Raw genomic sequence first — 26389 nt, 5'->3', positions numbered from 1 at the left:
CCTTATATTTTTATGTTTTTATTAAACAATTATTGACAAATGGTAGATTGGCACTGTATGGTATATTCATTCTTGATTGACAAAAACAAGAGAAATCAATAAGATTAATGAAGACTTGAATCCACCTCTTAAGGAGGCACTAGCATGTCAGATTACCTCGTAATCGTGGAGTCGCCTTCTAAGGCGAAGACCATTGAGAAATATTTAGGGAAAAAATACAAAGTTGTCGCGTCTATGGGACATGTTCGCGATTTGCCAAAAAGTCAAATGGGGATAGAAGTAAAGAACAACTTCACCCCGAAGTATATTACCATTCGTGGTAAAGGTCCCGTCTTAAAAGATTTAAAATCAGCGGCCAAAAAAGCAAAGAAAGTCTATCTCGCGGCCGATCCAGACCGCGAAGGGGAAGCAATTGCTTGGCATTTAGCGAATACGTTAAATGTGGACGTTGAATCAGATTGTCGAGTTGTGTTTAATGAGATTACGAAAGATGCAATCAAAGAATCATTTAAACATCCTCGTGCAATTAATATGGATTTAGTGGATGCACAACAAGCAAGACGTATACTTGATCGTCTTGTTGGTTACAATATTAGTCCTTTATTATGGAAGAAAGTAAAAAAAGGATTAAGTGCAGGACGTGTACAATCTGTAGCAGTTCGTTTAATCATCGAGCGTGAAAGGGAAATTCAAAACTTTGAACCTGAAGAATTCTGGACAATTAAAACAGAATTTGTAAAAGGAAAAGACACATTTGAAGCAAGCTTTTACGGTGTAGATGGTGAAAAAGTTCAATTAACAAATGAAACGCAAGTGAATGAAATAATTGAACAGATGAAAGACAATGCGTTTTCAGTTGAAAATGTAACGCGCAAAGAGCGAAAACGTAATCCTGCATTACCGTTTACAACATCTTCCTTGCAACAAGAAGCAGCACGTAAGTTAAACATGCGAGCAAAGAAAACGATGATGCTTGCACAGCAATTGTATGAAGGGATAGATCTTGGAAAACAAGGAACTGTAGGTCTTATTACGTATATGAGAACTGATTCAACACGTATCTCAGAAACAGCTCAAACAGAGGCTCGTACTTATATCACTGAAGCGTATGGTACGGAATACATAGGAACAGAAAAGAAGAAAGAAACGAAAAAGTCAAATGCACAAGATGCGCATGAGGCAATTCGTCCTACTTCGGTAATGAGAAAGCCAGAGGAACTAAAAAGTTTCTTAGGTCGTGATCAACTTCGATTATATAAATTGATTTGGGAGCGATTTGTTGCAAGTCAAATGGCGTCTGCTATAATGGATACTGTGACAGCGAGACTCATTAATAACAATGTTCAGTTCCGTGCAAGTGGATCGGTTGTAAAGTTCCCAGGATTTATGAAAGTGTATGTAGAGTCAAAAGATGATGGTGCTGAAGAAAAGGATAAGATGTTGCCGCCTTTAGAAGTAGGGGAAACTGTATTTTCAAAGGATTTAGAACCAAAGCAACATTTTACACAACCTCCTCCGCGCTATACAGAGGCTCGTCTAGTAAGAACACTTGAAGAACTTGGAATTGGAAGACCGTCGACATATGTACCTACACTTGAAACGATTCAAAAGCGTGGGTATGTAGGCTTAGATAATAAACGCTTCGTTCCGACTGAACTTGGTGAAATAGTAATTGAACTTATTTTAGAGTTTTTCCCAGAAATTATTAACATTGAATTTACTGCCAATATGGAGCAAAGCCTTGATGAAGTAGAAGAAGGAAATGCGAATTGGGTAAAAATTGTTGATGATTTCTACGTAGGTTTTGAACCGCGTTTAGAAAAAGCGGAAAAAGAAATGCGTGAAGTGGAAATTAAAGATGAACCAGCTGGGGAAGATTGTGAATTATGTAATCACCCAATGGTCTTTAAAATGGGTAAATACGGGAAATTTATGGCTTGCTCGAATTTCCCAGATTGTCGTAATACAAAGCCGATTGTGAAAGAAATCGGTGTTACTTGTCCAAAGTGTGATAAGGGTCAAATTATTGAACGCCGTAGTAATAAAAAGAAACGTCTTTTCTATGGGTGCGGTACGTATCCGGAATGCGACTTTGTATCTTGGGATAAGCCAATTGGTCGTAAGTGTCCGAAGTGCGAAGGCATGCTTGTAGAGAAAAAGTTGAAAAAAGGCGTGCAAGTACAATGTATTTCGTGCGATTATGAAGAAGAACAACAAATGTGAGCGTAACTGCTCACATTTTTTTCGGGAAGAAAAGGAAAGGTGATATAAATGACAACACAAGTAGTAAACGTCATTGGCGCAGGTCTTGCAGGAAGTGAAGCAGCTTACCAAATTGCAAAACGTGGTGTCCAAGTTAGATTATATGAAATGAGACCGGTAAGGCAAACGCCAGCTCATCACACAGATAAATTCGCTGAATTAGTATGTAGTAACTCACTTCGTGCAAACACTTTAACAAATGCAGTTGGAGTTATTAAAGAGGAAATGCGCTTAATGGATTCTGTAATTATTCGTGCGGCGGATGAGTGCTCTGTACCAGCTGGAGGTGCTTTAGCTGTAGACCGTCATGAGTTCGCAGCTAAAGTAACGGAATACGTAAAGAACCATCCAAATGTAACTGTAATGAATGAAGAAATTACAGATATTCCAGAGGGACCGACAATTATTGCTACAGGTCCATTAACATCTCCTGATCTTTCTGCAAAATTGAAAGAATTAACAGGAGAAGATTATTTCTACTTCTATGATGCTGCAGCCCCAATCGTAGAAAAAGACAGCATTGACATGAATAAAGTATATTTAAAATCGCGCTATGACAAAGGGGAAGCTGCATATTTAAATTGCCCAATGACAGAAGAAGAGTTTGATCGTTTTTATGAGGCTCTGATTGCTGCTGAGACAGTGCCTTTAAAGGAGTTTGAAAAAGAAATTTTCTTTGAAGGTTGTATGCCAGTAGAAGTTATGGCAAGTAGAGGGAGACAGACGTTAGTATTTGGACCTATGAAACCTGTTGGATTGGAAGATCCAAAAACAGGGAAAACGCCATATGCTGTTGTTCAGTTACGTCAAGATGATGCAGCGGGAACTTTATACAATATCGTAGGTTTCCAAACACATTTAAAGTGGGGACCACAAAAAGAAGTGCTACAGTTAATTCCGGGATTGGAAAATGCAGAGATTGTACGTTATGGTGTAATGCATCGTAATACGTTTATTAATTCACCCAATTTGCTTCGTCCAACATATCAATATAAACAACGTGATGATTTATTCTTCGCTGGTCAAATGACTGGAGTAGAGGGATATGTTGAATCAGCAGCATCAGGATTATTAGCAGGGATTAATGCTGCGCGTCTTGTGCAAGGTGAAGAACCAGTTGTATTACCACCAGTAACTGCAATGGGTAGCATGGCAAATTACATTACGGCAACGAACGCTAAAAACTTCCAACCGATGAATGCGAACTTCGGTCTATTTGCACCGTTAGAGAAGAAGATTAAAAAGAAAGCTGAACGAAATGAAGCGTACGCAGCACGCGCTTTAGAAACGATTCTAAATTTTGTAAATATTTAGTTAAATTTCTTGCAAAGGCTACTAAGTTGTGATACGATTTAGTAGCCTTTATTGAGGTGAGTTGTGTGAATGTGAAGAAATTGTTACAATTATTCGTTGGATATTTACAAATTGAAAGAAATTATTCAAAATATACAATTGCAAGTTATCAAAATGATTTAGAGCATTTTGTGCAATTTATGGAACGAGAAGGCATATCCTCTTTTTTAGACGTTACATACGCGGATGTTCGTTTGTACTTAACGACGTTGCACGATGAAAAGTTAGCCCGTAAATCTGTCGCAAGAAAAGTATCAAGCTTACGAAGTTTATATCGTTTTTTGATGCGTGAAGGTTATCGAAAGGATAATCCGTTTGCACTTGCGTCACTCCCCAAAAAAGAATTGTCAATCCCAAAGTTTTTATATGCTGAAGAGTTAGAGGAATTATTCGAAGTTTCTGACACGGAAACGCCATTAGGTCAAAGGAATCAAGCTTTATTAGAGTTGATGTATGCGACTGGGATCCGTGTGAGTGAATGTGTCAATTTACAACTTACCGATATTGACTTTGCGGTGGGAACAATTTTAGTAATGGGAAAAGGAAAAAAACAAAGGTATATTCCATTTGGAAGCTATGCGCAAGATTCTTTAATTACTTATATAGAGAATGGGAGAAAACAGTTAGTTAATAAGACTGACGAAGACTCTCATATGGTATTTTTAAATGCGAAAGGTACACCGCTAACAAGTCGTGGAGTTCGTTATGTTTTAAATGAAATCATTAAAAAGGCTTCACTGACAATGCGGATAAGTCCCCATATGTTAAGGCATACATTTGCTACACATATGCTAGATGAAGGGGCAGATTTACGTACTGTACAGGAGCTATTAGGCCATGAGAATTTGTCGACGACACAAATTTATACGCATGTCTCTAAAGAAAGATTGCGTTCTGTTTACATGAAGCATCACCCGCGGGCATAAATTGCTTTAAAAGCTATAAAAACAAATAAAGGAGTTTTTTCTATGGGAAATTTCCACGCTACAACGATATTTGCAGTTCATCATAATGGAGAATGTGCAATGGCTGGAGATGGCCAAGTGACGATGGGAAATGCTGTTGTAATGAAACATACAGCTCGTAAAGTTCGTAAGCTTTTCCAAGGTAAAGTTTTAGCTGGTTTCGCAGGATCAGTTGCTGACGCATTTACTCTTTTTGAAATGTTTGAAGGGAAATTAGAAGAGTATAATGGCAACTTGCAACGTGCTGCTGTTGAAATGGCAAAACAATGGCGTGGCGATAAAATGTTACGTCAGCTAGAAGCGATGCTCATTGTCATGGATAAAACAACTATGCTCCTTGTTTCAGGTACAGGAGAAGTGATTGAACCGGATGATGGTATTTTAGCAATTGGATCTGGTGGGAATTATGCACTTTCTGCAGGTCGTGCTTTAAAGCAATATGCAAGTGAACACTTAACAGCGAAGCAAATTGCGAAAGCGAGTTTAGAGATTGCTGGCGATATTTGTGTTTATACGAATCACAACATAATTGTTGAAGAATTGTAGAATCGTAAGGGAGGCATTTTATATGCATTTACATTTTACTCCGCGCCAAATTGTGGAAAAATTAGATCAATACATCATCGGTCAAAAAGACGCAAAGAAAGCGGTTGCTGTAGCGTTGAGAAATCGATATCGTCGCAGTAAATTAGCTGAAAATTTACGTGACGAAATTGCACCTAAAAACATCTTAATGATTGGACCGACAGGTGTTGGGAAAACAGAGGTAGCACGACGAATGGCGAAACTCGTTGGAGCACCTTTTATTAAGGTTGAGGCTACAAAATTCACAGAAGTTGGATATGTGGGTAGAGATGTAGAGTCGATGGTACGTGACCTGGTGGAAACATCGGTTCGTATTGTAAAAGAAGAAATGGTAGTGAAAGTTCAAGATAAAGCAGAAGAGCAAGCGAATCAACGTCTTGTTGAAATTTTAGTGCCGAGTCCGGAGAAGCAATCTGGATTTAAAAATCCATTAGAGATGCTTTTTGGAGGCGCTCAAAATTCGAATCAAACGTCTGATACACAAGAAGATGTTGAAATCGAAAAGAAACGTCAAGATGTGGAGAGAAAGCTTGCTGCAGGGCTTCTTGAAGAAGAAATTGTATCGATTGAAGTGACTGAACAACAGTCTTCCATGTTTGATATGTTACAAGGAACTGGCATGGAACAAATGGGAATGAATTTCCAAGATGCGCTAGGAAGTTTTATGCCGAAAAAAACGAAAAAACGTAAACTTTCTGTAAAAGAAGCAAGAAAACTCTTGACAAATGAAGAGGCACAGCGCTTAATTGATATGGATGAAGTTACACAAGAGGCTGTTTATCGTGCTGAACAGCTCGGGATTATTTTTATTGATGAAATTGACAAAATTGCTGGTAAGCAGTCGAATAGCGTAGATGTATCACGTGAAGGTGTGCAACGTGACATTTTGCCAATTGTAGAAGGATCGAATGTTGCGACAAAATACGGATCAGTAAAAACGGATTATATTTTATTCGTTGCAGCTGGAGCGTTCCATATGTCTAAACCGTCGGATTTAATTCCGGAATTGCAAGGGAGATTTCCGATTCGAGTAGAATTAACAAAATTATCGACAGACGATTTTGTTAAAATATTAATCGAGCCTGACAATGCGTTAATTAAACAATATATGGCATTATTAGCGACTGAAGGTATAGAAATTGAATTTTCAGACGAAGCTATTCGTAAGATTGCTGAGATTGCTTATCAAGTTAATCAGGATACAGATAATATTGGAGCAAGAAGACTTCATACGATTATGGAGAAGCTCCTTGAAGATTTATCGTTTGAAGCATCTGAAATTACGTTAGAGAAAATAACGATAACACCTCAATACGTTGAGGAGAAATTAGCAACAATTGCTAAAAATAAAGATGTGAGCCAGTTTATTTTGTAATAGTGTCATCAGGTGACTCGCCCTAGTTTCCAAGTGATGAAAAAATATGTGAGTAACATGTAGGAGGAACTTTTGAAATGGAATTATTAGCAAAAACGAGAAAATTAAATGCGTTATTACAGAGCGCAGCAGGGAAGCCTGTAAACTTTAGAGAAATGTCTGACACAATGTGTGAAGTAATCGAAGCAAACGTATTCGTAGTTAGCCGTCGTGGTAAATTACTAGGTTATGCAATTCACCAACAAATCGAAAACGAACGCATGAAGCAAATGCTTGCAGAACGTCAATTCCCAGAAGAATATACACAAAGCTTATTCAACATTACAGAAACATCTTCAAACTTAGATGTGAACAGTGCTTACACAGCATTCCCAGTAGAAAACAGAGAATTATTTGGTCAAGGTTTAACTACAATCGTACCAATCGTTGGTGGCGGTGAGCGTCTAGGTACATTAGTATTAGCTCGTCTCGGTCAAGAGTTCTTAGATGATGATTTAATCCTTGCTGAGTACAGCTCAACTGTTGTAGGTATGGAAATCTTGCGTGAAAAAGCAGAAGAAATTGAAGAGGAAGCACGTAGTAAAGCTGTTGTTCAAATGGCGATCAGCTCATTATCTTACAGTGAGTTAGAAGCAATTGAGCACATCTTCGAAGAATTAAATGGAACAGAAGGTTTACTTGTTGCAAGTAAAATTGCTGATCGCGTAGGAATTACTCGTTCTGTAATCGTAAATGCACTACGTAAATTAGAAAGTGCTGGTGTTATTGAGTCTCGTTCTTTAGGTATGAAAGGAACATACATTAAAGTGCTAAACGACAAGTTTCTACAGGAACTTGCTAAATTAAAAACAAACTAATTTATAAAAAACTCTCCTCGATTGAGGAGAGTTTTTTTGTGCAATGTATAGATGGTGCTTGTGAAAAGTGTCATAAGCGTGTTTTCTGGGAAAACTATTAATTGTATTTACTTTTTTGCTTAAAAGAAATGAAGGTTGGTAATACTAGAATTCGAGTATGAACAAAGAAAGTTTTACATTGTTCGCATTTTCGACTTGATTGAAATATTTCAGTATGATATAGTAAGCAGTGGTGTCAGTACAAAGTACACACGTTTACTGATTTAAGTGTTGGTGCTACGTTTGTAGTTTCGCTTAGAGATGAAGTAAACGGAGGATATCAAAAACCATTTAGGAGGAACTATATTATGTCAGTAATTTCTATGAAGCAATTGCTTGAAGCTGGTGTTCATTTCGGACATCAAACTCGTCGTTGGAACCCAAAAATGAAGCGTTACATTTTCACAGAGCGTAACGGTATCTACATCATCGACTTACAAAAAACTGTGAAAAAAGTTGAGGAAGCTTACAGAACGATGCGCGACATCGCTGCTGAAGGCGGAGACATCTTATTCGTAGGTACTAAAAAACAAGCACAAGAAGCTATTAAAGAAGAAGCAACTCGTGCTGGTATGTACTTCGTTAACCAACGTTGGTTAGGCGGAACTTTAACAAACTTCCAAACAATCCAAAAGCGTATCAAGCGTCTTAAAGACATCGAAAGAATGCAAGAAGATGGTACTTTCGAAGTACTTCCTAAGAAAGAAGTTGTTCAACTTAAAAAAGAGTTAGAGCGTCTTGAGAAATTCTTAGGCGGTATTAAAGATATGAAAGGTCTTCCAAGTGCATTATTCGTAGTAGACCCTCGTAAAGAGCGTATTGCAGTTGCTGAAGCACGCAAATTACACATTCCAATCATCGGTATCGTTGATACAAACTGTGATCCAGACGAAATCGATCACGTTATCCCAGCAAACGATGATGCAATTCGTGCTGTAAAACTTCTTACATCTAAAATGGCAGACGCGATCCTTGAAGCAAAACAAGGTGAAGAAACTGTTACTGCGTAACAAAGTTGGAAAGGTGATAAGGGGTTCGGCCTTTTATCACCTTTTTTAAGGTATAAACACCTTTATAAAAGGTATAAATACATATTTTAGGAGGATGAAAAGTATGGCAATCACTGCTCAAATGGTAAAAGAATTACGTGAAAAAACTGGCGCAGGTATGATGGACTGCAAAAAAGCTTTAACAGAAACTAACGGCGACATGGAGAAGGCAATTGACTTCTTACGTGAAAAAGGTATTGCGAAAGCTGCTAAAAAAGCAGACCGCATTGCTGCTGAAGGTTTAACTTTCATCGAAACAAACGGTAATGACGCTTTAATCTTAGAATTAAACTCTGAAACTGATTTCGTTGCGAAAAACGAAGGTTTCCAAACACTAATTAAAGAATTAGCTGCTCACTTATTAACTAACAAACCAGCTAACGTTGAAGAAGCTATGGCTCAAACAATGGAAAACGGTAAAAAAGTTGAAGAGCACATCAACGAAGCAATCGCTAAAATTGGTGAAAAACTTACACTACGTCGTTTCGAAATCGTATCAAAAACTGATGCAGATGCATTCGGCGCTTACCTACACATGGGTGGACGTATTGGTGTATTAACAGTTCTTGAAGGTTCTACTGATGAAGCTGCTGCTAAAGATGTTGCAATGCACATCGCTGCAGTTAACCCTAAATACATCGACCGCGATGCTGTAACAGCTGAAGAAGTTGAGCATGAGCGTCAAGTATTAACACAACAAGCATTAAACGAAGGCAAGCCTGAGAAAATCGTTGCGAAAATGGTTGAAGGCCGTTTAGGCAAATTCTTCGAAGAGATTTGCTTACTTGACCAAGCATTCGTTAAAAACCCTGATATGAAAGTTCGTCAGTTCGTTGAGTCTAAAGGCGGAACATTAAAAGGATTCGTTCGCTACGCTGTTGGTGAAGGTATCGAAAAACGCGAAGACAACTTTGCTGAAGAAGTAATGAACCAAGTAAAAGGTAGTAACTAATACAGATTAGGGAACACATTGTGTTCCCTTTTTTAAAATAAAGATGTAAGCAATTGGAGGTTCATTATGAGTAAACCGAAATATAATCGTGTCGTTTTAAAGCTAAGTGGAGAAGCTTTAGCTGGAGAGCAAGGATTTGGAATTAACCCAACTGTTATTAAGTCAGTTGCGGAACAAGTAAAAGAAATTGCAGAACTTGATGTAGAGGTTGCTGTTGTTGTTGGTGGCGGTAACATTTGGCGTGGGAAAATTGGAAGTGAAATGGGCATGGATCGTGCAGGGGCAGATTACATGGGCATGTTAGCGACAGTTATGAATTCATTAGCTCTTCAAGATAGCTTGGAGAATATCGGAATTCAAACTCGTGTACAAACTTCAATTGAGATGCGTCAAGTTGCAGAACCTTACATTCGTCGTAAAGCAGTTCGTCACTTAGAGAAAAAACGTGTTGTTATCTTTGCAGCAGGTACAGGTAACCCATACTTCTCTACAGATACAACAGCAGCATTACGTGCGGCAGAAATTGAAGCAGATGTAATTTTAATGGCGAAAAACAATGTGGATGGTGTATATAATGCGGATCCATCTATTGATCCAACAGCTACGAAATACGAAACGCTTACTTACTTAGACGTATTAAAAGAAGGTTTAGGTGTAATGGATTCTACAGCTTCTTCTCTATGTATGGATAATGATATTCCATTAATTGTATTCTCAGTTATGGAAAAAGGTAATATTAAACGTGCCGTTTTAGGCGAAAATATCGGAACAGTGGTAAGGGGGAAATAAATATGGGACAACAAGTATTGAAGTCTTCAAATGAAAAAATGGAAAAAGCAGTTGCTGCTTATTCTCGTGAATTAGCAACAGTTCGTGCTGGCCGTGCAAACGCGTCTGTATTAGATAAGGTACAAGTTGATTACTATGGTGCACCAACACCAGTTGTGCAATTAGCGAACATTACAGTTCCAGAAGCGCGTTTACTAGTAATTCAACCTTATGATAAAACTTCTATCGGTGATATTGAAAAAGCAATTTTAAAAGCAGATTTAGGCTTAAACCCTTCTAATGATGGAACTGTAATTCGTATTGCATTCCCTGCATTAACAGAAGAGCGTCGTCGTGATCTTGTAAAAGTTGTGAAAAAATATGCTGAAGAAGCAAAAGTTGCTGTTCGTAACGTACGTCGTGACGGAAATGATGATCTTAAGAAGCTTGAAAAAGCTGGCGAGATTACAGAAGATGATTTAAGAGGATATACTGAAGATATCCAAAAAGAAACAGATAAATATATTGCAAAAGTTGACGAAATCGCAAAAAACAAAGAAAAAGAAATCATGGAAGTGTAATAGCGATAACTTCGCAAATATGACCCTCTTCTTAAGGGGGTCTTTTTACACTTTTAGGCATACGTCTGCTTGCTGGAGGGTATGAATGATGTTTAAAAACTTTCCTTTTTTTAAAGGTAAAAAGGACACATCGTTTGATCATCTCGTTGAAGAAGTGAAAAAAGGATATATCCCAGAACATATTGCCATCATTATGGATGGGAATGGAAGATGGGCAAAGAGGAGAGCAATGCCTCGTATTGCGGGACATCATGAAGGTATGCAAGTTGTAAAGAAAATTACAAAATTTGCAAGTAAACTTAATGTGAAAGTGTTAACTCTCTATGCTTTTTCAACTGAGAACTGGAAAAGACCGAAAAAGGAAGTTGATTATTTAATGAAGCTTCCAGAAGAATTTCTAGGTACATTTTTACCAGAATTGATTGAAGAAAACGTACAAGTCCGAGTAATAGGGCAAAAAGATCGTCTTCCTACGCATACACGCAGAGCGATGGAGAAAGCCATGGAAGATACGAAAGAGAATACGGGATTAATTCTTAATTTCGCGTTAAACTATGGGAGTCGAGATGAAATCGTTTCTGCTGTGCAACATATGATGAAAGATAATGAGGAAGGAAAAATTCGTTCTGAAGAGGTAAGTGAAGAAATGCTTTCCTCCTACTTAATGACGAGTTCTTTACCTGATCCAGAGTTGTTGATCCGAACAAGCGGAGAGCTACGTATTAGTAATTTCATGTTGTGGCAAATTGCATATTCGGAGTTTTGGTTTACAGACGTGTATTGGCCAGACTTCAAAGAAGAACATTTGCTAAATGCGATTACTGACTTTCAACATAGAGGGCGCAGATTCGGAGGCGTGTAGAAAGAGAGGGTTTGGTAGTGAAACAGAGAATTATTACTGGAGTGGTTGCTGCCGCGCTATTCATTCCCATCGTAATATACGGTGGCGTGCCTTTTACGGTTTTAGTGTATGCACTTGCTTCTATAGGTTTATATGAATTAATTCGTATGAATAAGCTTACGCTTATTTCAGTACCGACAGTTTTAGCTGCAGTATTATTGTGGATTCTTTTAATTCCAAGTAGTGCATCAGAACTGTTTACATGGATTGGATTAGGTAAATTGGAAATCACATTTGTGATTGTTTTATTACTTTTATCATATACAGTCCTTTCTAAGAATACATTTACTTTTGATAATGCTTCATTTTTACTGATGGCAACGACATATGTGGCAATGGGATTCTTATATTTAAATGAAACGAGAATATTAGGAATTAAATATGTATTTTGCGCATTATTTGTTATATGGGCTACTGATTCAGGCGCATATTTCGTAGGAAAAGCATTGGGCAAGAGAAAATTGTGGCCAGAAATTAGTCCAAATAAAACGATTGAAGGTTCATTAGGTGGCATCGTTTGTGGAATTATTGTGGCACTTGTTTACAATGTGTTCTTCCCAGTCGAATCGAATGTAGTAATTTTAATTGTGCTGACAATTATCATTTCTATTTTTGGACAAATTGGTGATTTGGTACAATCTGCATTTAAACGTCATTATGGCGTAAAAGATTCAGGTACAATTTTACCTGGGCATGGTGGTATATTAGACCGAACAGATAGTTGGTTATTCGTTTTACCAATTCTCTACTTCTTATTACAATACAATTAATAAATGAACGAGGGGTTGGAGTCATGAAAAACATTAGTTTATTAGGTGCAAGCGGATCAATTGGTACACAAACTTTAGATGTATTACGCTCGCACCCAGACCAATTCCGTCTCGTTGCTTTTTCTGTAGGGAAAAATATTGACTACGCAGTAAAGGTAATTCAAGAATTTTCTCCGCAAATCGTCTCTGTGCAAAGAGAGGAAGATGTTTTAAAATTACAATCTGTTTCTGGTAATACAAAAATTGTATATGGTAGTGAAGGACTTTTAGAAGTAGCATTACATCCAGATGCGGAGATTGTAGTAAATGCTGTTGTAGGTAGCGTAGGGTTGTTACCAACACTTCGTGCAATCGAGGCGAAAAAAACAATTGGAATTGCAAATAAAGAAACGTTAGTAACTGCAGGACATCTTGTAATGGAAGCAGCACGAAAACATAATGTTTCGTTACTTCCAGTAGATAGTGAACATTCGGCTATTTTTCAATGCTTGAATGGTGAAAATGAAAAAAGAATTTCTCGTCTTATTATAACGGCTTCTGGTGGAAGTTTCCGTGATAAAACGAGGGATGAATTGCATCATGTGACCGTAGAAGATGCGCTTCGACATCCAAACTGGTCAATGGGTTCGAAAATTACAATTGATTCTGCTACAATGATGAATAAGGGACTAGAAGTAATTGAAGCACATTGGCTTTTTGGTATCCCTTATGAGCAAATCGATGTTGTTTTACATAAAGAAAGTATTATCCATTCTATGGTTGAATTTGAAGATCGTAGTGTAATGGCGCAGCTTGGTTCACCTGATATGCGAGTACCAATTCAATACGCACTTACATATCCTGATAGATTGCCTCTTTCAGACACAAAACAGTTAAACTTATGGGAAATAGGGACGTTGCATTTTGAGAAAATGGACCAAGAACGATTCCGTTGTTTACGTTTTGCGTATGAAGCTGGAAAAGCAGGTGGAAGTATGCCAGCTGTAATGAACGCAGCGAATGAAGTAGCTGTTGAAGCCTTTTTACAAAAGAGAATTGGTTTCTTAACAGTGGAAGACCTCATTGAAAAAGCAATGAACCATCACAATGTCATTGCACGACCGAGCTTAGAGGAAATTTTGGAAATTGATGCGGCCACAAGACGGTTTGTGATGGAACAAATTTAGCAAAGGTGGTTATGGAATTGAATACAGCGATTGCCTTTATATTAATTTTCGGTGCACTCGTATTTTTCCATGAGCTAGGGCATCTATATTTCGCAAAAAGAGCAGGTATTTTATGCCGCGAGTTTGCGATTGGTTTTGGTCCGAAAATATTCTCATTTGAAAAGAATGAAACGGTGTATACGATTCGATTACTGCCCCTTGGTGGCTATGTAAGAATGGCTGGCGAGGATGCGGACACAGTTGAGTTAAAGCCTGGGAAAAAGGTTGGCCTTGTATTAAATGAAAAAGACGAAGTTGTGAAATTAGTTTTTGATGGATATGAAAAGTATCCAAATGTTCGTGTTATTGAAGTCGAACAAGCTGATTTGGAGCATAATTTAACAATTTCGGGCTATGAAGAGTACGAGGAAGAGCTTCAAACGTTCCGAGTGAATGAAAAGGCTCGTATTATTACTGCGGGGGAAGAAATTCAAATTGCTCCGTATAATAGACAATTTGGCTCGAAAAAACTAGGGCAACGCGCTTTAACAATCTTTGCGGGTCCTGCAATGAACTTCATTTTAGCATTTGTTATTTTTGTGATTCTTGGATTTGTACAAGGGGTTCCTATTGACAAACCAATGGTCGGAAAAGTGATGGATAACAGTGCAGCACAGCAAGCTGGATTGAAAGAGAATGATACAATTCAAGCTATTGATGGGAAAAACACAAGTACATGGAAAGATGTTGTTACTATTGTACGTGAAAACCCAAATAAAGAAATTACGTTACAAGTAAAGCGTGATAATGAACAGTTTAATGTGAAAGTAACGCCAACACTCGATAAAGAAGGAAAAGACGAAGTTGGTAGAATCGGTGTTTATTCTCCTGTAGAGAAAACAGTAATGGGTTCTATTAAATCAGGATTTGAACAAACGTACCAATGGACGAAACTAATTTTTGAATCTCTTGTTAAATTAGTAACTGGTCAATTTTCTATTAATGAGTTGTCAGGTCCAGTAGGAATTTATAATCTAACAGATCAAGTTGTAGATTATGGGTTTACGCGTGTACTAAGTTTAGCTGCAGTTCTAAGCATTAATCTTGGTTTATTTAATTTATTACCAGTTCCTGCTTTAGATGGTGGCCGTTTATTCTTCTTCTTAATTGAAGCGTTACGAGGGAAACCAATTGACCGCCAAAAAGAAGGAATGGTTCACTTTATTGGTTTTGCATTATTAATGTTACTTATGTTAGTTGTAACTTGGAATGACATTCGTAAGTTTTTCTTGTAAAATAAAGTGAAACTTATAATGAAATAGAGCTCGTAGAATAAAATCCCTCACCTAACTCGAGGTGAGGGGTTTTACTGCGTGTAAGAGTAAAATGAAGAGGTGCAAATAAATGAAACAAAGTATGGTATTCAGTCCTACATTACGTGAAGTTCCAGCTGATGCTGAAATTAAGAGTCATCAGCTATTACTTCGTGCAGGTTTTATGCGTCAAAATGCTTCAGGTATTTATAGCTTTCTACCATTTGGATTAAAAGTATTACACAAAGTAGAACGTATCGTTCGAGAAGAAATGGAGCGCGCAGGAGCTGTAGAATTATTAATGCCAGCTATGCAAGCTGCAGAATTATGGCAAGAATCAGGTCGCTGGTATTCTTACGGATCTGAATTAATGCGTATGAAAGATCGTAACGCTCGTGAATTCGCATTAGGAGCGACACATGAGGAAGTAATTACGGACCTTGTGCGTGATGAAGTGAAATCATATAAAAAATTACCGTTAACATTATACCAAATTCAAACAAAATTCCGTGATGAGCAAAGACCTCGTTTCGGCTTATTACGTGGAAGAGAGTTTCTAATGAAAGATGCATACTCTTTCCATGCTACACAAGAGAGCTTAGATGAAGTATACGATCGCTTATATAAAGCATACTCTAACATTTTTGCTCGCTGTGGCTTGAATTTCCGTGCAGTTATTGCCGATTCTGGAGCAATGGGCGGAAAAGATACACATGAATTTATGGTATTATCTGAAGTTGGTGAAGATACAATTGCATACTCTGACACATCTGATTATGCAGCAAACATCGAAATGGCTCCTGTTGTAGCTACGTATACGAAGAGTGACGAAGCCGAAAAAGCACTTAAAAAAGTAGCAACACCAGACCAAAAAGCAATTGAAGAAGTAGCTGCATTCTTAAACATTGCAGCTGACAAGTGCATTAAGTCTATGGTATTTAAAGTAGATGAGAAATTAGTAGTTGTACTTGTTCGTGGTGATCACGAAGTAAACGATGTGAAAGTGAAAAATGTATACGGCGCTTCAGTTGTTGAGCTTGCTTCTCATGAAGAAGTAAAAGCATTATTAAATTGTGAAGTTGGTTCATTAGGACCGATTAATGTAACAGGTGATATCGAAATTATTGCTGATCATGCTGTAGCATCAATTGTTAACGGATGTTCAGGAGCGAATGAAGAAGGATTCCATTATGTAAATGTAAATCCAGAACGTGACTTTAAAGTAAATCAATATACAGATTTACGCTTCATTCAAGAAGGAGACCAATCTCCAGATGGAAACGGAACAATTCTTTTCGCACGCGGAATTGAAGTTGGTCATGTATTCAAATTAGGAACTCGTTATAGTGAAGCAATGAACGCAACATTCCTAGATGAAAACGGAAAAACACAACCACTTATTATGGGTTGTTACGGTATCGGTGTATCTCGTACAGTTGCAGCAATTGCAGAGCAGTTTAACGATGAGAACGGCTTAGTTTGGCCAAAAGCTGTAGCACCGTTCCATGTGCATGTAATTCCAGTAAATATGAAATCTGATGCACAACGTGAAATGGGTGAAAATATCTACAACTCATTACAAGAACAAGGCTATGAAGTGTTATTAGACGATCGTGCAGAACGTGCAGGTGTTAAATTTGCAGATGCAGATTTATTCGGTCTTCCAGTTCGTGTTACAGTCGGTAAAAAAGCAGACGAAGGTATTGTAGAAGTGAAAGTACGTGCTACAGGTGAGTCTGAAGAAGTAAAAGTAGAAGAACTTCAAACATATATTGCAAATATTTTAAAATAAGAAGAGGTACCTCGTAATGGGGTACCTTCTCTTTCTTTGTAAACGTATTTTGTAAAAGAAGAAGTGAGAAATCTTTCTTTGTGGTACGTTTCAATTTATAATAGCAAATGGAAGGAGAGTGCTTATGTCTTTAACAAATGAACAACAAGAGCGATTTCAAATTTTGCTCCAGCAGTTGCAAATACCAGACGACCTTATAAATCAATATTTACAAGGCGGTGGTATTGAAAGGCTCGTTATTGATAAAGCGAATAAGAGTTGGCATTTTGATTTACAAGTGCCACGTATTTTGCCTACAGAATTATATGAATTGCTAGAAACAAAGCTTAAGCAATCATTTTCTCATATTGCAAGAACAACATTTGCATTAGAAACAGAGAATAAACAATTTACAGAAGAAGAAGTGAGGGCGTATTGGCCGCTTTGTACGGAACGAATTACATTTTCACCTATGTTCGCATACTTAAAGAAGCAGCTTCCACAGGTGAATGGAGTGAAGTTGCTAATAAATGTGAATAACGAGCTGGAGTCTACTGCTTTAAAGAAAAACGTTGCGAAACCAGTAGGGGATCAATACGAAGTTTTTGGATTCCCGCGTTTTCAGTTAGACACACATATACAGCAAAATACAGAAGAAATGCAAAAGTTTCGTGAACAAACGCAGCAAGAAGACCGCGAGCGTGTTATACAAGCTATGGAAGAAATGGCGAAGAAGCAAGCTGAAGAAAGCAGCGTTGTGTATGAAGGACCGATTACACTCGGGTATCTTATTAAGCCAGATGAAGAGATTACACCAATGCGAGAAATTCAAGATGAAGAAAGAAGAAAAACGGTTCAAGGATATGTCTTCCATGTAGAAACAAAAGAGCTTCGTAGTGGACGTACGTTATTAACTTTAAAAATAACGGATTATACGGATTCTATTATGATCAAAATGTTCTCGCGTGACAAAGAAGATATTCCAATGCTGCAATCCTTGAAAAAAGGAATGTGGGTGAAAGCGCGTGGTTCTGTTCAAAACGATACATTTGTTCGAGATTTAGTAATGATTGCAAATGATATTAATGAAATAACAGGACCGTCTCGTAAAGATAAAGCGCCAGAAGGCGAAAAACGAGTAGAGCTTCATCTCCATACTCCGATGAGTCAAATGGACGCTGTCACTCCAGTTTCTAAGCTTGTTGCTCAAGCTGGTAAATGGGGACATGAGGCTATTGCGGTGACAGACCATGCCGTGGCTCAGTCTTTCCCAGAGGCGTATTCTGCGGGGAAAAAGGCTGGAGTTAAAGTTATATATGGTGTAGAAGCAAATCTAGTTAATGATGGTGTACCGATAGCGTATAATGAAGCGCATCGTTTACTTGCAGAGGAAACGTATGTTGTTTTCGACGTTGAGACGACAGGTTTATCAGCTGTATACGATACAGTCATTGAGTTGGCTGCCGTAAAAGTAAAGGGTGGCGAAATTATTGATCGCTTTGAATCTTTCGCAAATCCACATCAACCATTATCAGCGACGATTATTGAATTGACAGGTATTACAGATGATATGTTAACTGATGCACCTGAAGTGGACGAAGTGTTTAAAAAGTTTGAGGAATGGATGGGCGATCATACACTTGTTGCCCATAACGCGAGCTTCGATATGGGCTTTATTAACGTAGGTTTTAAAAAGGCTGGGTTAGAAAAAACGAATAACCCCGTTATTGATACGTTAGAACTTGCACGATTCTTATTCCCAGAAATGAAAAATCATCGATTAAATACGATGTGTAAAAAACTTGATATTGAATTAACACAACATCACCGTGCGATTTATGATACAGAAGCGACGGGATATTTACTTGTGAAAATGTTGAAAGACGTAATTGAAAAGGGATTTGAATATCACGATCAATTAAATGATAGCATGGGACAAGGGGATGCGTATAAGCGTGGCCGTCCAAGTCATATGACGTTACTTGCCACATCAGATGTTGGATTGAAAAATTTATATAAACTTGTTTCATATTCTCACCTTAATTACTTTTACCGTGTACCACGTGTGCCGAGGTCACTATTAAAAAAATACCGTGAAGGAATTTTAGTAGGAACGGCTTGTGATAAAGGTGAAGTGTTCGAGGCAATGATGCAAAAGGCACCTGAAGAGGTAGAAGAAATTGCCCAGTTCTATGACTACATTGAAGTAATGCCTCCAGAGGTGTTACGTCATTTAGTAGAACGTGAGCTTGTTCGAGACGAAGGTCAATTAAAAACAATCATTTCTAACTTAGTAAAACTAGGTGAGACGTTAGATAAACCAGTTGTTGCTACAGGAAACGTGCATTATTTAGACCCTGAGGATGCAATGTATCGTAAAATTTTAGTCAGTTCGCAGGGCGGAGCCAATCCGTTAAATCGACATTCATTACCGCCAGTACATTTCCGTACAACTGATGAAATGTTAGAATGTTTTTCATTCTTAGGTGAAGACAAAGCGAAAGAAGTTGTTGTAACAAATACACAAAAGATTGCGTCATTAATTGGTGATGTGCATCCAGTAAAAGACGATCTATACACACCGAAAATTGAAGGTGCTGATGATGAAACGCGTGATATGAGTTATAAAATGGCGCGTAGCATTTATGGTGAAGAGCTACCGGAAATTGTAGAAGCACGTTTAGAAAAAGAATTAAAAAGTATTATTGGGCATGGATTCGCCGTAATTTATTTAATTTCACATAAGCTTGTGAAAAAATCGTTAGTAGACGGATATCTAGTAGGTTCGCGTGGATCGGTAGGGTCATCATTTGTTGCAACGATGATGGAAATTACAGAAGTAAACCCATTACCACCACACTATGTATGTCCGAAGTGTAAGCAATCAGAATTCTTTAATGATGGTTCTGTAGGTTCTGGTTTTGACTTACCAGATAAAGAATGTCCTGCTTGTAATATTCCGTATGTAAAAGATGGACATGACATTCCGTTCGAAACGTTCCTTGGATTTAAAGGAGATAAGGTACCCGATATCGATTTGAACTTCTCCGGGGAGTACCAACCACGTGCCCATAACTATACGAAAGTACTGTTCGGTGAAGACTATGTATATCGTGCAGGAACGATTGGTACAGTTGCGGAAAAAACTGCTTACGGATATGTAAAAGGTTATGCAAATGATCATAACTTAACGATTCGAAATGCAGAGATTGATCGCTTAGTAGCAGGATGTACCGGTGTAAAACGTACAACTGGACAGCATCCAGGCGGTATTATCGTTGTGCCAGATTACATGGATATCTTTGATTTCTCACCAATACAGTATCCAGCAGATTCAATTGGTGCTGAATGGAGAACAACGCATTTTGATTTCCACTCGATTCATGATAATTTATTGAAACTTGATATACTCGGACACGATGATCCGACCGTTATTCGTATGTTACAAGATTTAAGTGGTATTGATCCGAAAACAATCCCAACGGATGATCCAGAAGTAATGAAAATTTTCTCAGGTCCAGAATCGCTAGGCGTAACGGAAGAACAAATTAACTGTAAAACAGGTACACTTGGTATACCAGAATTCGGTACGAAATTCGTAAGACAGATGTTAGAAGAGACAAAACCAACGACATTCTCAGAGTTAGTCCAAATTTCTGGACTATCACATGGTACGGACGTATGGCTTGGTAATGCAAACGAGTTAATTTATAACGGTACATGTACGCTGAGCGAAGTTATCGGTTGTCGTGATGACATCATGGTATATTTAATCTATCAAGGTCTAGATCCATCATTAGCCTTCAAAATCATGGAGTCGGTACGTAAAGGTAAAGGTGTACCGGAAGAATGGGAAGACGACATGAAAAGTAATAATGTACCAGGTTGGTATATTGATTCATGTAAGAAAATCAAGTATATGTTCCCTAAAGCCCATGCGGCTGCTTACGTGCTTATGGCTGTACGTATCGCATACTTTAAAGTACATTTTGCACTGTTATTCTATGCGGCATATTTTACAGTTCGAGCAGATGACTTTGACGTAGAAGCAATGGCGAAAGGTTCAGCATCTATACGTGCAAGAATTGATGAAATTGCGCAAAAAGGTTTAGATGCAGCGCCGAAAGAGAAGAGTTTATTAACGGTATTAGAAATGACACTTGAAATGTGTGAGCGTGGATACTCATTCCAAAAGGTTGATTTGTATCGTTCGCATGCAACAGACTTTATTATTGATGGAGACTCATTAATCCCTCCATTTAATGCGGTACCTGGTCTTGGTACAAACGCAGCTTTAAGTATTGTAGAAGCACGCAAAAATGGAGACTTCTTATCAAAAGAGGACTTGCAGCAGCGTAGTAAGGTTTCGAAAACAATTATTGAGTATTTAGATAGTCAAGGTTGTTTAGGAGATTTACCGGATCAAAACCAGTTATCACTGTTCTAGTAGGTAGGAAAAGTCTTTGCAAATCAACATTTCCTATGATATACTATTAACCGAGATAACCATGTCATGTATATTGTGTAAAGAAAAGAGTGGGGAAACCCACTCTTTCGTGTTACTATCTATGTTTTCTCTACGTAGATAGGTAAAAGATTTCTGTCGTATATACATATTTTGTTACAAGTTTTACTTCTTAAATTTGGTAATACTAAGACAGATAATCCCTGCTGAACAGCAGGGGCTTTTGTTAGCTAACGAGAAAGAATAAGATAGACCGTTTTTAAAGTGGCGGGGTCTTCTTCTTTTAAATGGTACATGACGGCAGGAAGGAGGCTGTTTATGGATAAGAAAGTCACAGAAGTTGTAGAAGCATTTGCGCAGCCGATCGTTGAAGAGTTAAATCTTGAACTTGTAGATGTAGAGTATGTGAAAGAAGGACAAGACTGGTTCTTACGCGTATTTATCGATTCTGAAAAGGGAGTCGACATTGAAGAATGCGGTGCGGTAAGTGAACGTTTAAGCGAAGCTTTAGATAAAGAGGATCCAATTCCTCATCTTTACTTTTTGGATGTATCATCTCCTGGAGCGGAACGCCCATTAAAGAAAGAAAAAGACTTCCAGCAAGCGGTAGGAAAACAAGTGGCAATTAAAACATATGAGCCGATTGATGGTGAAAAGATGTTTGAAGGAAAACTGCTTTCTTACGATGGTACAACAATAACATTATTATTAACAATTAAAACACGTAAAAAAGAAATCCAAATTTCGATGGATAAAGTCGCAAATGCGCGACTTGCTGTTACGTTTTAGTTAGAAGGGGGATCTTCATGAGCACTGAGTTATTAGATGCTTTGCTCGTATTAGAATCTGAAAAAGGCATTAGCAAAGACATTATTATTGATGCGATTGAAGCAGCTTTAATCTCTGCTTATAAGCGCAATTTTAATCAAGCACAAAACGTTCGTGTGAGCTTTAACCCAGAAGTGGGAACAATTCAAGTTTTAGCACGTAAAGACGTAGTAGACAATGTGTTTGATCCACGTCTTGAAATTTCTGTAGAGGAAGCAAGACAAATTAATCCAAACTACCAAGATGGTGACGTACTAGAAATTGAAGTAACACCAAAAGACTTTGGTCGTATTGCAGCACAAACTGCAAAACAAGTTGTCACACAACGAGTGCGTGAAGCAGAGCGCGGTGTTATTTACTCTGAGTTTAGTGACCGTGAAGAAGATATTATGGTAGGTATTGTACAACGTCAAGATGCTCGTTTCATCTATGTAAGCTTAGGGAAAGTAGAAGCTTTATTACCTGTAAGTGAGCAAATGCCTAATGAGCAATACAAACCACATGATCGTATTCGCGTATTCATTACGAAAGTAGAAAAAACGACAAAAGGACCACAAATTTACGTATCACGTACACATCCTGGTCTTTTAAAACGTTTATTCGAAATGGAAGTTCCTGAAATCTATGATGGAACTGTAGAAATTCGTTCTGTAGCACGTGAAGCTGGCGATCGCTCTAAGATCTCTGTATATGCAGAGAACACTGATGTTGATCCAGTTGGTTCTTGTGTAGGACCAAAAGGGCAACGTGTACAACGCATTGTAGACGAATTAAAAGGTGAAAAAATTGACATCGTCCGCTGGTCAAATGATCCAGTTGAATATGTTGCAAATGCATTAAGCCCATCACAAGTTGTTAAAGTACTTGTAGATGAAGAAGAAAAAGCGACAACAGTAGTTGTTCCAGACCACCAATTATCATTAGCTATCGGTAAGCGTGGACAAAATGCACGTCTTGCAGCTAAATTAACAGGCTGGAAAATTGATATTAAGAGTGAGTCTGATGCGAAACAACTTGGTATTGTAACAGAAGAAGATAGCGTAATCGCATTTGGATTCGATTCAGTGGAAGACGAAATCGAATAGAGGTGATGAGTATGAGCAATCGAAAAGTTCCGTTACGAAAATGTGTTGCAACGCAAGAAATGAAATCAAAACGAGAGCTCGTTCGCATTGTTCGTTCCAAAGAGGGAGAAGTGTCCATTGATTTAACTGGGAAAAAATCAGGACGAGGTGCTTACTTGTCGAAGGACAAGGAGAGCATTCTTCAAGCTCAAAAGAAAAATGTTTTGGAACATCATCTAAAAGCGAAAATCGACGGTTCTTTATATGAAGAGCTTCTTGAGCTTGTTGAGAAGGAGTCGAAATAAGTGTCCGATTGGAAATCGTTTTTAGGACTAGCAAACCGGGCTCGGAAAATTATTTCGGGTGAAGAACTCGTTTTAAAAGAAGTACGAAGTGGCAAAGCAAAACTTGTATTGCTATCTGAAGATGCGTCAGTAAATACTACAAAACGCATCACAGATAAAACTACGTACTACAACGTACCAATGAGAAAGGTCGAAAATCGACAACAATTAGGGCATGCGATTGGGAGAGATGAGCGAGTCGTTGTAGCTGTGTTAGATGTAGGCTTTGCGAAAAAGCTGCGTAGCATGCTCGATACAAATTACCGGGGGTGAAGGTATGAGTAAAATTCGAGTGCATGAATATGCAAAAAAACATAATATCTCAAGTAAAGATCTTATGACAAAACTAAAAGAAATGAATATCGAGGTTTCGAATCATATGACAATGTTAGACGATGAAGTAGTAAATAAATTAGATAATGAATATCAAACTGAAAAACCTTCTGTTGCAGATGAGTTTGAAGTAGAAGAAAAAGTTGTTCGCAGTAAAAAGAACAGCAATAAGAAAAAGAAAAAAGGCAAAGGAAACGAAGACAAACGTCAAGAGAACTTTGCTGGTAGACAACAAACTCAAATTGTAGAAACACCAGATAAAATTACTTTCTCTGGAAGCCTTACAGTAGGAGATCTTGCTAAAAAATTAAGCAAAGAGCCATCTGAAATTATTAAGAAGCTCTTCATGCTTGGAATTATGGCAACAATTAACCAAGACTTGGATAAAGATACAATTGAGTTAATTGCTAACGACTACGGTATTGAAGTAGAAGAAGAAGTAATTGTAAGCGAGACTGAGTTTGAAACATTCATTGATGAGCAAGATGATGAAGAGAACTTAAAAGAACGTCCAGCTGTAGTTACAATCATGGGACACGTTGACCATGGTAAAACAACATTACTGGATTCTATTCGTAACTCAAAAGTAACTGCAGGCGAAGCGGGTGGAATTACTCAGCATATCGGTGCATATCAAGTTGAAGTAAACGATAAGAAGATTACATTCTTAGATACACCTGGTCACGCAGCATTTACAACGATGCGTGCTCGTGGGGCACAAGTAACGGATATTACAATCCTTGTTGTTGCAGCGGATGACGGTGTTATGCCACAAACGGTTGAAGCAATTAATCATGCGAAGGCAGCAGGAGTACCAATTATTGTTGCTGTGAATAAAATGGATAAACCAGCTGCAAACCCTGATCGCGTAATGCAAGAACTAACTGAATATGAATTAGTTCCAGAAGCTTGGGGCGGAGATACTATTTTCGTACCAATTTCTGCAATTCAAGGCGAAGGCATTGACAACTTACTAGAAATGATCCTTCTTGTAAGTGAAGTAGAAGAATATAAAGCAAATCCAAACCGCTATGCAACTGGTACAGTAATCGAAGCACAGCTTGATAAAGGTAAAGGAACTATCGCGACATTACTTGTTCAAAATGGTACGCTTCGAGTTGGAGATCCAATCGTTGTTGGAACTTCATTCGGACGTGTTCGTGCAATGGTAAGTGATATTGGTCGTCGTGTAAAAGTTGCTGGTCCATCAACTCCTGTTGAAATTACTGGTTTAAACGAAGTACCACAGGCTGGAGATCGTTTCATGGCATTTGCTGATGAGAAGAAAGCTCGTCAAATTGGTGAATCACGTGCACAAGAAGCGTTAGTTGCACAACGTGGTGAGAAATCTAAATTAAGCCTTGAAGATTTATTCCAACAAATCCAAGAGGGCGATGTAAAAGAAATTAACTTAATCGTAAAAGCAGACGTACAAGGTTCTGTTGAAGCGATGGCAGCATCACTTCGTAAAATTGATGTTGAAGGCGTAAAAGTTAAAATCATTCACACTGGTGTAGGTGCGATTACAGAATCTGATATCATTTTAGCTTCTGCATCTAATGCAATTGTAATTGGATTTAACGTACGTCCAGATGTGAACGCGAAGCGTACAGCTGAATTAGAGAACGTTGATATTCGTTTACACCGTATTATTTATAAAGTAATCGAAGAGATTGAAGCAGCTATGCAAGGTATGCTTGATCCAGAATTCGAAGAAAAAGTAATCGGTCAAGCAGAAGTTCGTCAAACGTTTAAAGTAACAAAAGTTGGAACAATCGCAGGTTGTTACGTAACAGACGGTAAAATTACGCGTGATAGTGGCGTACGTATTATCCGTGACGGCGTAGTAATTTTCGAAGGACAACTTGATACGTTAAAACGTTTCAAAGACGACGTAAAAGAAGTTGCACAAAACTATGAGTGTGGTATTACAATTGAGAGATATAATGATCTTAAAGAAGGGGACATCATTGAAGCGTACATTATGGAAGAAGTGAAGCGATGATTATCGCTTCACTCTCATTCGAGTGTATGATTTACGATGTGCATTCTTTAAAAGAGAAACGTGCAATTTTACAACGTGTGTTAACTCGTGTAAAACAGCGCTATAATGTAGCTGTTTCTGAAGTTGGGCACCAAGATGTATGGCAACGTACAGAAATTGCAATTGTTTCCGTATCCTCAAATCGTGTTATCTGTGAGAAAGAAATGAATCGTGTACTTGAGTACATCGATTCATTTCCTGAAATTGAACGTACAATAACACATTTGGAATGGTATTGAATGAGGTGAAGAGTTATGAAATTACGTGCGAACCGTGTGGGCGAGCAAATGAAAAAAGAATTAGGCGACATTATCAGTCGTAAAATTAAAGACCCACGTATTGGATTTGTTACAGTAACTGATGTACAAGTGAGTGGTGATTTACAAATTGCTAAAGTATATATTTCTGTTTTAGGTGATGAAGAACAGAAAGAAAATACTTTAAAAGGTTTAGCGAAGGCAAAAGGCTTTATTCGTTCAGAAATTGGCCAACGTATTCGTCTTCGTAAAACACCAGAAATTACCTTTGAGTTTGATGAGTCTATCGGATATGGTCATCGAATTGATACACTTTTACATGAAATTAATAAAGACGGTAAACGTGAAGAATAATGGATAGACATTTG

The 26389-nt window shown here is 38.0% G+C and carries 23 protein-coding genes; all 23 read left to right on the top strand.

Annotated features, from left to right (window positions below):
* Nucleotides 1-144 precede the first annotated feature (144 nt).
* Entirely contained in the window at nucleotides 145-2223 is a 2079-nt protein-coding gene (gene topA / locus F3I02_RS10410) for a type I DNA topoisomerase (RefSeq protein WP_001286963.1), read from the top strand.
* Nucleotides 2224-2271: 48 nt separating this feature from the next.
* The gene (trmFO, locus tag F3I02_RS10405) at nucleotides 2272-3576 is read left to right on the top strand and encodes an FADH(2)-oxidizing methylenetetrahydrofolate--tRNA-(uracil(54)-C(5))-methyltransferase TrmFO (protein ID WP_196477919.1); all 1305 of its coding nucleotides are present in this window, start codon (nucleotides 2272-2274) and stop codon (nucleotides 3574-3576) included.
* Between the two features lie 65 nt (nucleotides 3577-3641).
* A complete protein-coding gene (xerC, locus tag F3I02_RS10400; RefSeq protein WP_001101242.1) occupies nucleotides 3642-4541 on the top strand; it encodes a tyrosine recombinase XerC in 900 nt (299 codons plus the stop codon).
* A 42-nt stretch (nucleotides 4542-4583) separates the two neighbouring features.
* On the top strand, nucleotides 4584-5126 hold the full coding sequence (gene hslV / locus F3I02_RS10395) for an ATP-dependent protease proteolytic subunit HslV (protein WP_000526272.1): 543 nt from the start codon (nucleotides 4584-4586) through the stop codon (nucleotides 5124-5126).
* Between the two features lie 22 nt (nucleotides 5127-5148).
* Nucleotides 5149-6540, top strand: coding sequence for an ATP-dependent protease ATPase subunit HslU (gene hslU / locus F3I02_RS10390; RefSeq protein ID WP_000550078.1), 1392 nt, complete (start codon nucleotides 5149-5151; stop codon nucleotides 6538-6540).
* Nucleotides 6541-6617: 77 nt separating this feature from the next.
* Nucleotides 6618-7397 carry a GTP-sensing pleiotropic transcriptional regulator CodY gene (codY, locus tag F3I02_RS10385; RefSeq protein ID WP_000421290.1) on the top strand — a complete coding sequence of 260 codons (780 nt, stop codon included), beginning with the start codon at nucleotides 6618-6620 and terminating at the stop codon, nucleotides 7395-7397.
* Between the two features lie 347 nt (nucleotides 7398-7744).
* Nucleotides 7745-8446: a 30S ribosomal protein S2 gene (gene rpsB / locus F3I02_RS10380; RefSeq protein ID WP_000111485.1), complete on the top strand. Its 702-nt coding sequence runs from the start codon at nucleotides 7745-7747 to the stop codon at nucleotides 8444-8446.
* A 103-nt stretch (nucleotides 8447-8549) separates the two neighbouring features.
* Nucleotides 8550-9437, top strand: a complete 888-nt coding sequence (gene tsf / locus F3I02_RS10375; RefSeq protein WP_001018578.1) for a translation elongation factor Ts — start codon at nucleotides 8550-8552, stop codon at nucleotides 9435-9437.
* A gap of 66 nt (nucleotides 9438-9503) precedes the next feature.
* A complete protein-coding gene (gene pyrH / locus F3I02_RS10370; protein WP_000042668.1) occupies nucleotides 9504-10226 on the top strand; it encodes a UMP kinase in 723 nt (240 codons plus the stop codon).
* Nucleotides 10227-10228: 2 nt separating this feature from the next.
* Nucleotides 10229-10786 (top strand): ribosome recycling factor, encoded by a 558-nt coding sequence (gene frr, locus F3I02_RS10365; protein WP_000531501.1) that lies wholly within the window; start codon nucleotides 10229-10231, stop codon nucleotides 10784-10786.
* Between the two features lie 85 nt (nucleotides 10787-10871).
* A complete protein-coding gene (uppS, locus tag F3I02_RS10360; protein ID WP_000971296.1) occupies nucleotides 10872-11648 on the top strand; it encodes an undecaprenyl pyrophosphate synthase in 777 nt (258 codons plus the stop codon).
* 17 nt (nucleotides 11649-11665) lie between these two features.
* Nucleotides 11666-12457 (top strand): phosphatidate cytidylyltransferase, encoded by a 792-nt coding sequence (cdsA, locus tag F3I02_RS10355; RefSeq protein ID WP_000813592.1) that lies wholly within the window; start codon nucleotides 11666-11668, stop codon nucleotides 12455-12457.
* 23 nt (nucleotides 12458-12480) lie between these two features.
* A complete protein-coding gene (dxr, locus tag F3I02_RS10350; protein WP_000790373.1) occupies nucleotides 12481-13623 on the top strand; it encodes a 1-deoxy-D-xylulose-5-phosphate reductoisomerase in 1143 nt (380 codons plus the stop codon).
* A 17-nt stretch (nucleotides 13624-13640) separates the two neighbouring features.
* Nucleotides 13641-14897 (top strand): RIP metalloprotease RseP, encoded by a 1257-nt coding sequence (rseP, locus tag F3I02_RS10345; protein ID WP_001090243.1) that lies wholly within the window; start codon nucleotides 13641-13643, stop codon nucleotides 14895-14897.
* A 109-nt stretch (nucleotides 14898-15006) separates the two neighbouring features.
* Nucleotides 15007-16707, top strand: coding sequence for a proline--tRNA ligase (locus F3I02_RS10340; protein ID WP_046946444.1), 1701 nt, complete (start codon nucleotides 15007-15009; stop codon nucleotides 16705-16707).
* 124 nt (nucleotides 16708-16831) lie between these two features.
* Nucleotides 16832-21133 (top strand): PolC-type DNA polymerase III, encoded by a 4302-nt coding sequence (locus F3I02_RS10335; protein ID WP_000060003.1) that lies wholly within the window; start codon nucleotides 16832-16834, stop codon nucleotides 21131-21133.
* Nucleotides 21134-21469: 336 nt separating this feature from the next.
* Complete coding sequence (gene rimP / locus F3I02_RS10330) at nucleotides 21470-21940, top strand: ribosome maturation factor RimP (RefSeq protein ID WP_000359096.1); 471 nt, start codon at nucleotides 21470-21472, stop codon at nucleotides 21938-21940.
* A 17-nt stretch (nucleotides 21941-21957) separates the two neighbouring features.
* Entirely contained in the window at nucleotides 21958-23064 is a 1107-nt protein-coding gene (gene nusA / locus F3I02_RS10325; protein ID WP_000102604.1) for a transcription termination factor NusA, read from the top strand.
* A gap of 11 nt (nucleotides 23065-23075) precedes the next feature.
* A complete protein-coding gene (gene rnpM / locus F3I02_RS10320) occupies nucleotides 23076-23348 on the top strand; it encodes an RNase P modulator RnpM (protein ID WP_000071127.1) in 273 nt (90 codons plus the stop codon).
* Complete coding sequence (locus F3I02_RS10315) at nucleotides 23349-23660, top strand: YlxQ family RNA-binding protein (RefSeq protein WP_001286524.1); 312 nt, start codon at nucleotides 23349-23351, stop codon at nucleotides 23658-23660.
* Nucleotides 23661-23664: 4 nt separating this feature from the next.
* Nucleotides 23665-25725: a translation initiation factor IF-2 gene (gene infB / locus F3I02_RS10310; RefSeq protein WP_000036343.1), complete on the top strand. Its 2061-nt coding sequence runs from the start codon at nucleotides 23665-23667 to the stop codon at nucleotides 25723-25725.
* Nucleotides 25722-26003, top strand: coding sequence for a DUF503 domain-containing protein (locus F3I02_RS10305; protein ID WP_000582363.1), 282 nt, complete (start codon nucleotides 25722-25724; stop codon nucleotides 26001-26003). The genes infB and F3I02_RS10305 overlap by 4 nt, the downstream gene beginning before the upstream one ends.
* Before the next feature lie 15 nt (nucleotides 26004-26018).
* A complete protein-coding gene (gene rbfA, locus F3I02_RS10300; RefSeq protein WP_000776437.1) occupies nucleotides 26019-26375 on the top strand; it encodes a 30S ribosome-binding factor RbfA in 357 nt (118 codons plus the stop codon).
* The last annotated feature ends 14 nt before the right edge of the window (nucleotides 26376-26389 follow it).

It is taken from the genome of Bacillus sp. SRB3LM (assembly GCF_015712745.1).
In the GTDB taxonomy this organism is placed as follows: Bacteria; Bacillota; Bacilli; order Bacillales; family Bacillaceae_G; genus Bacillus_A; species Bacillus_A thuringiensis_K.
This window is presented reverse-complemented; position numbering and strand designations above follow the sequence as displayed.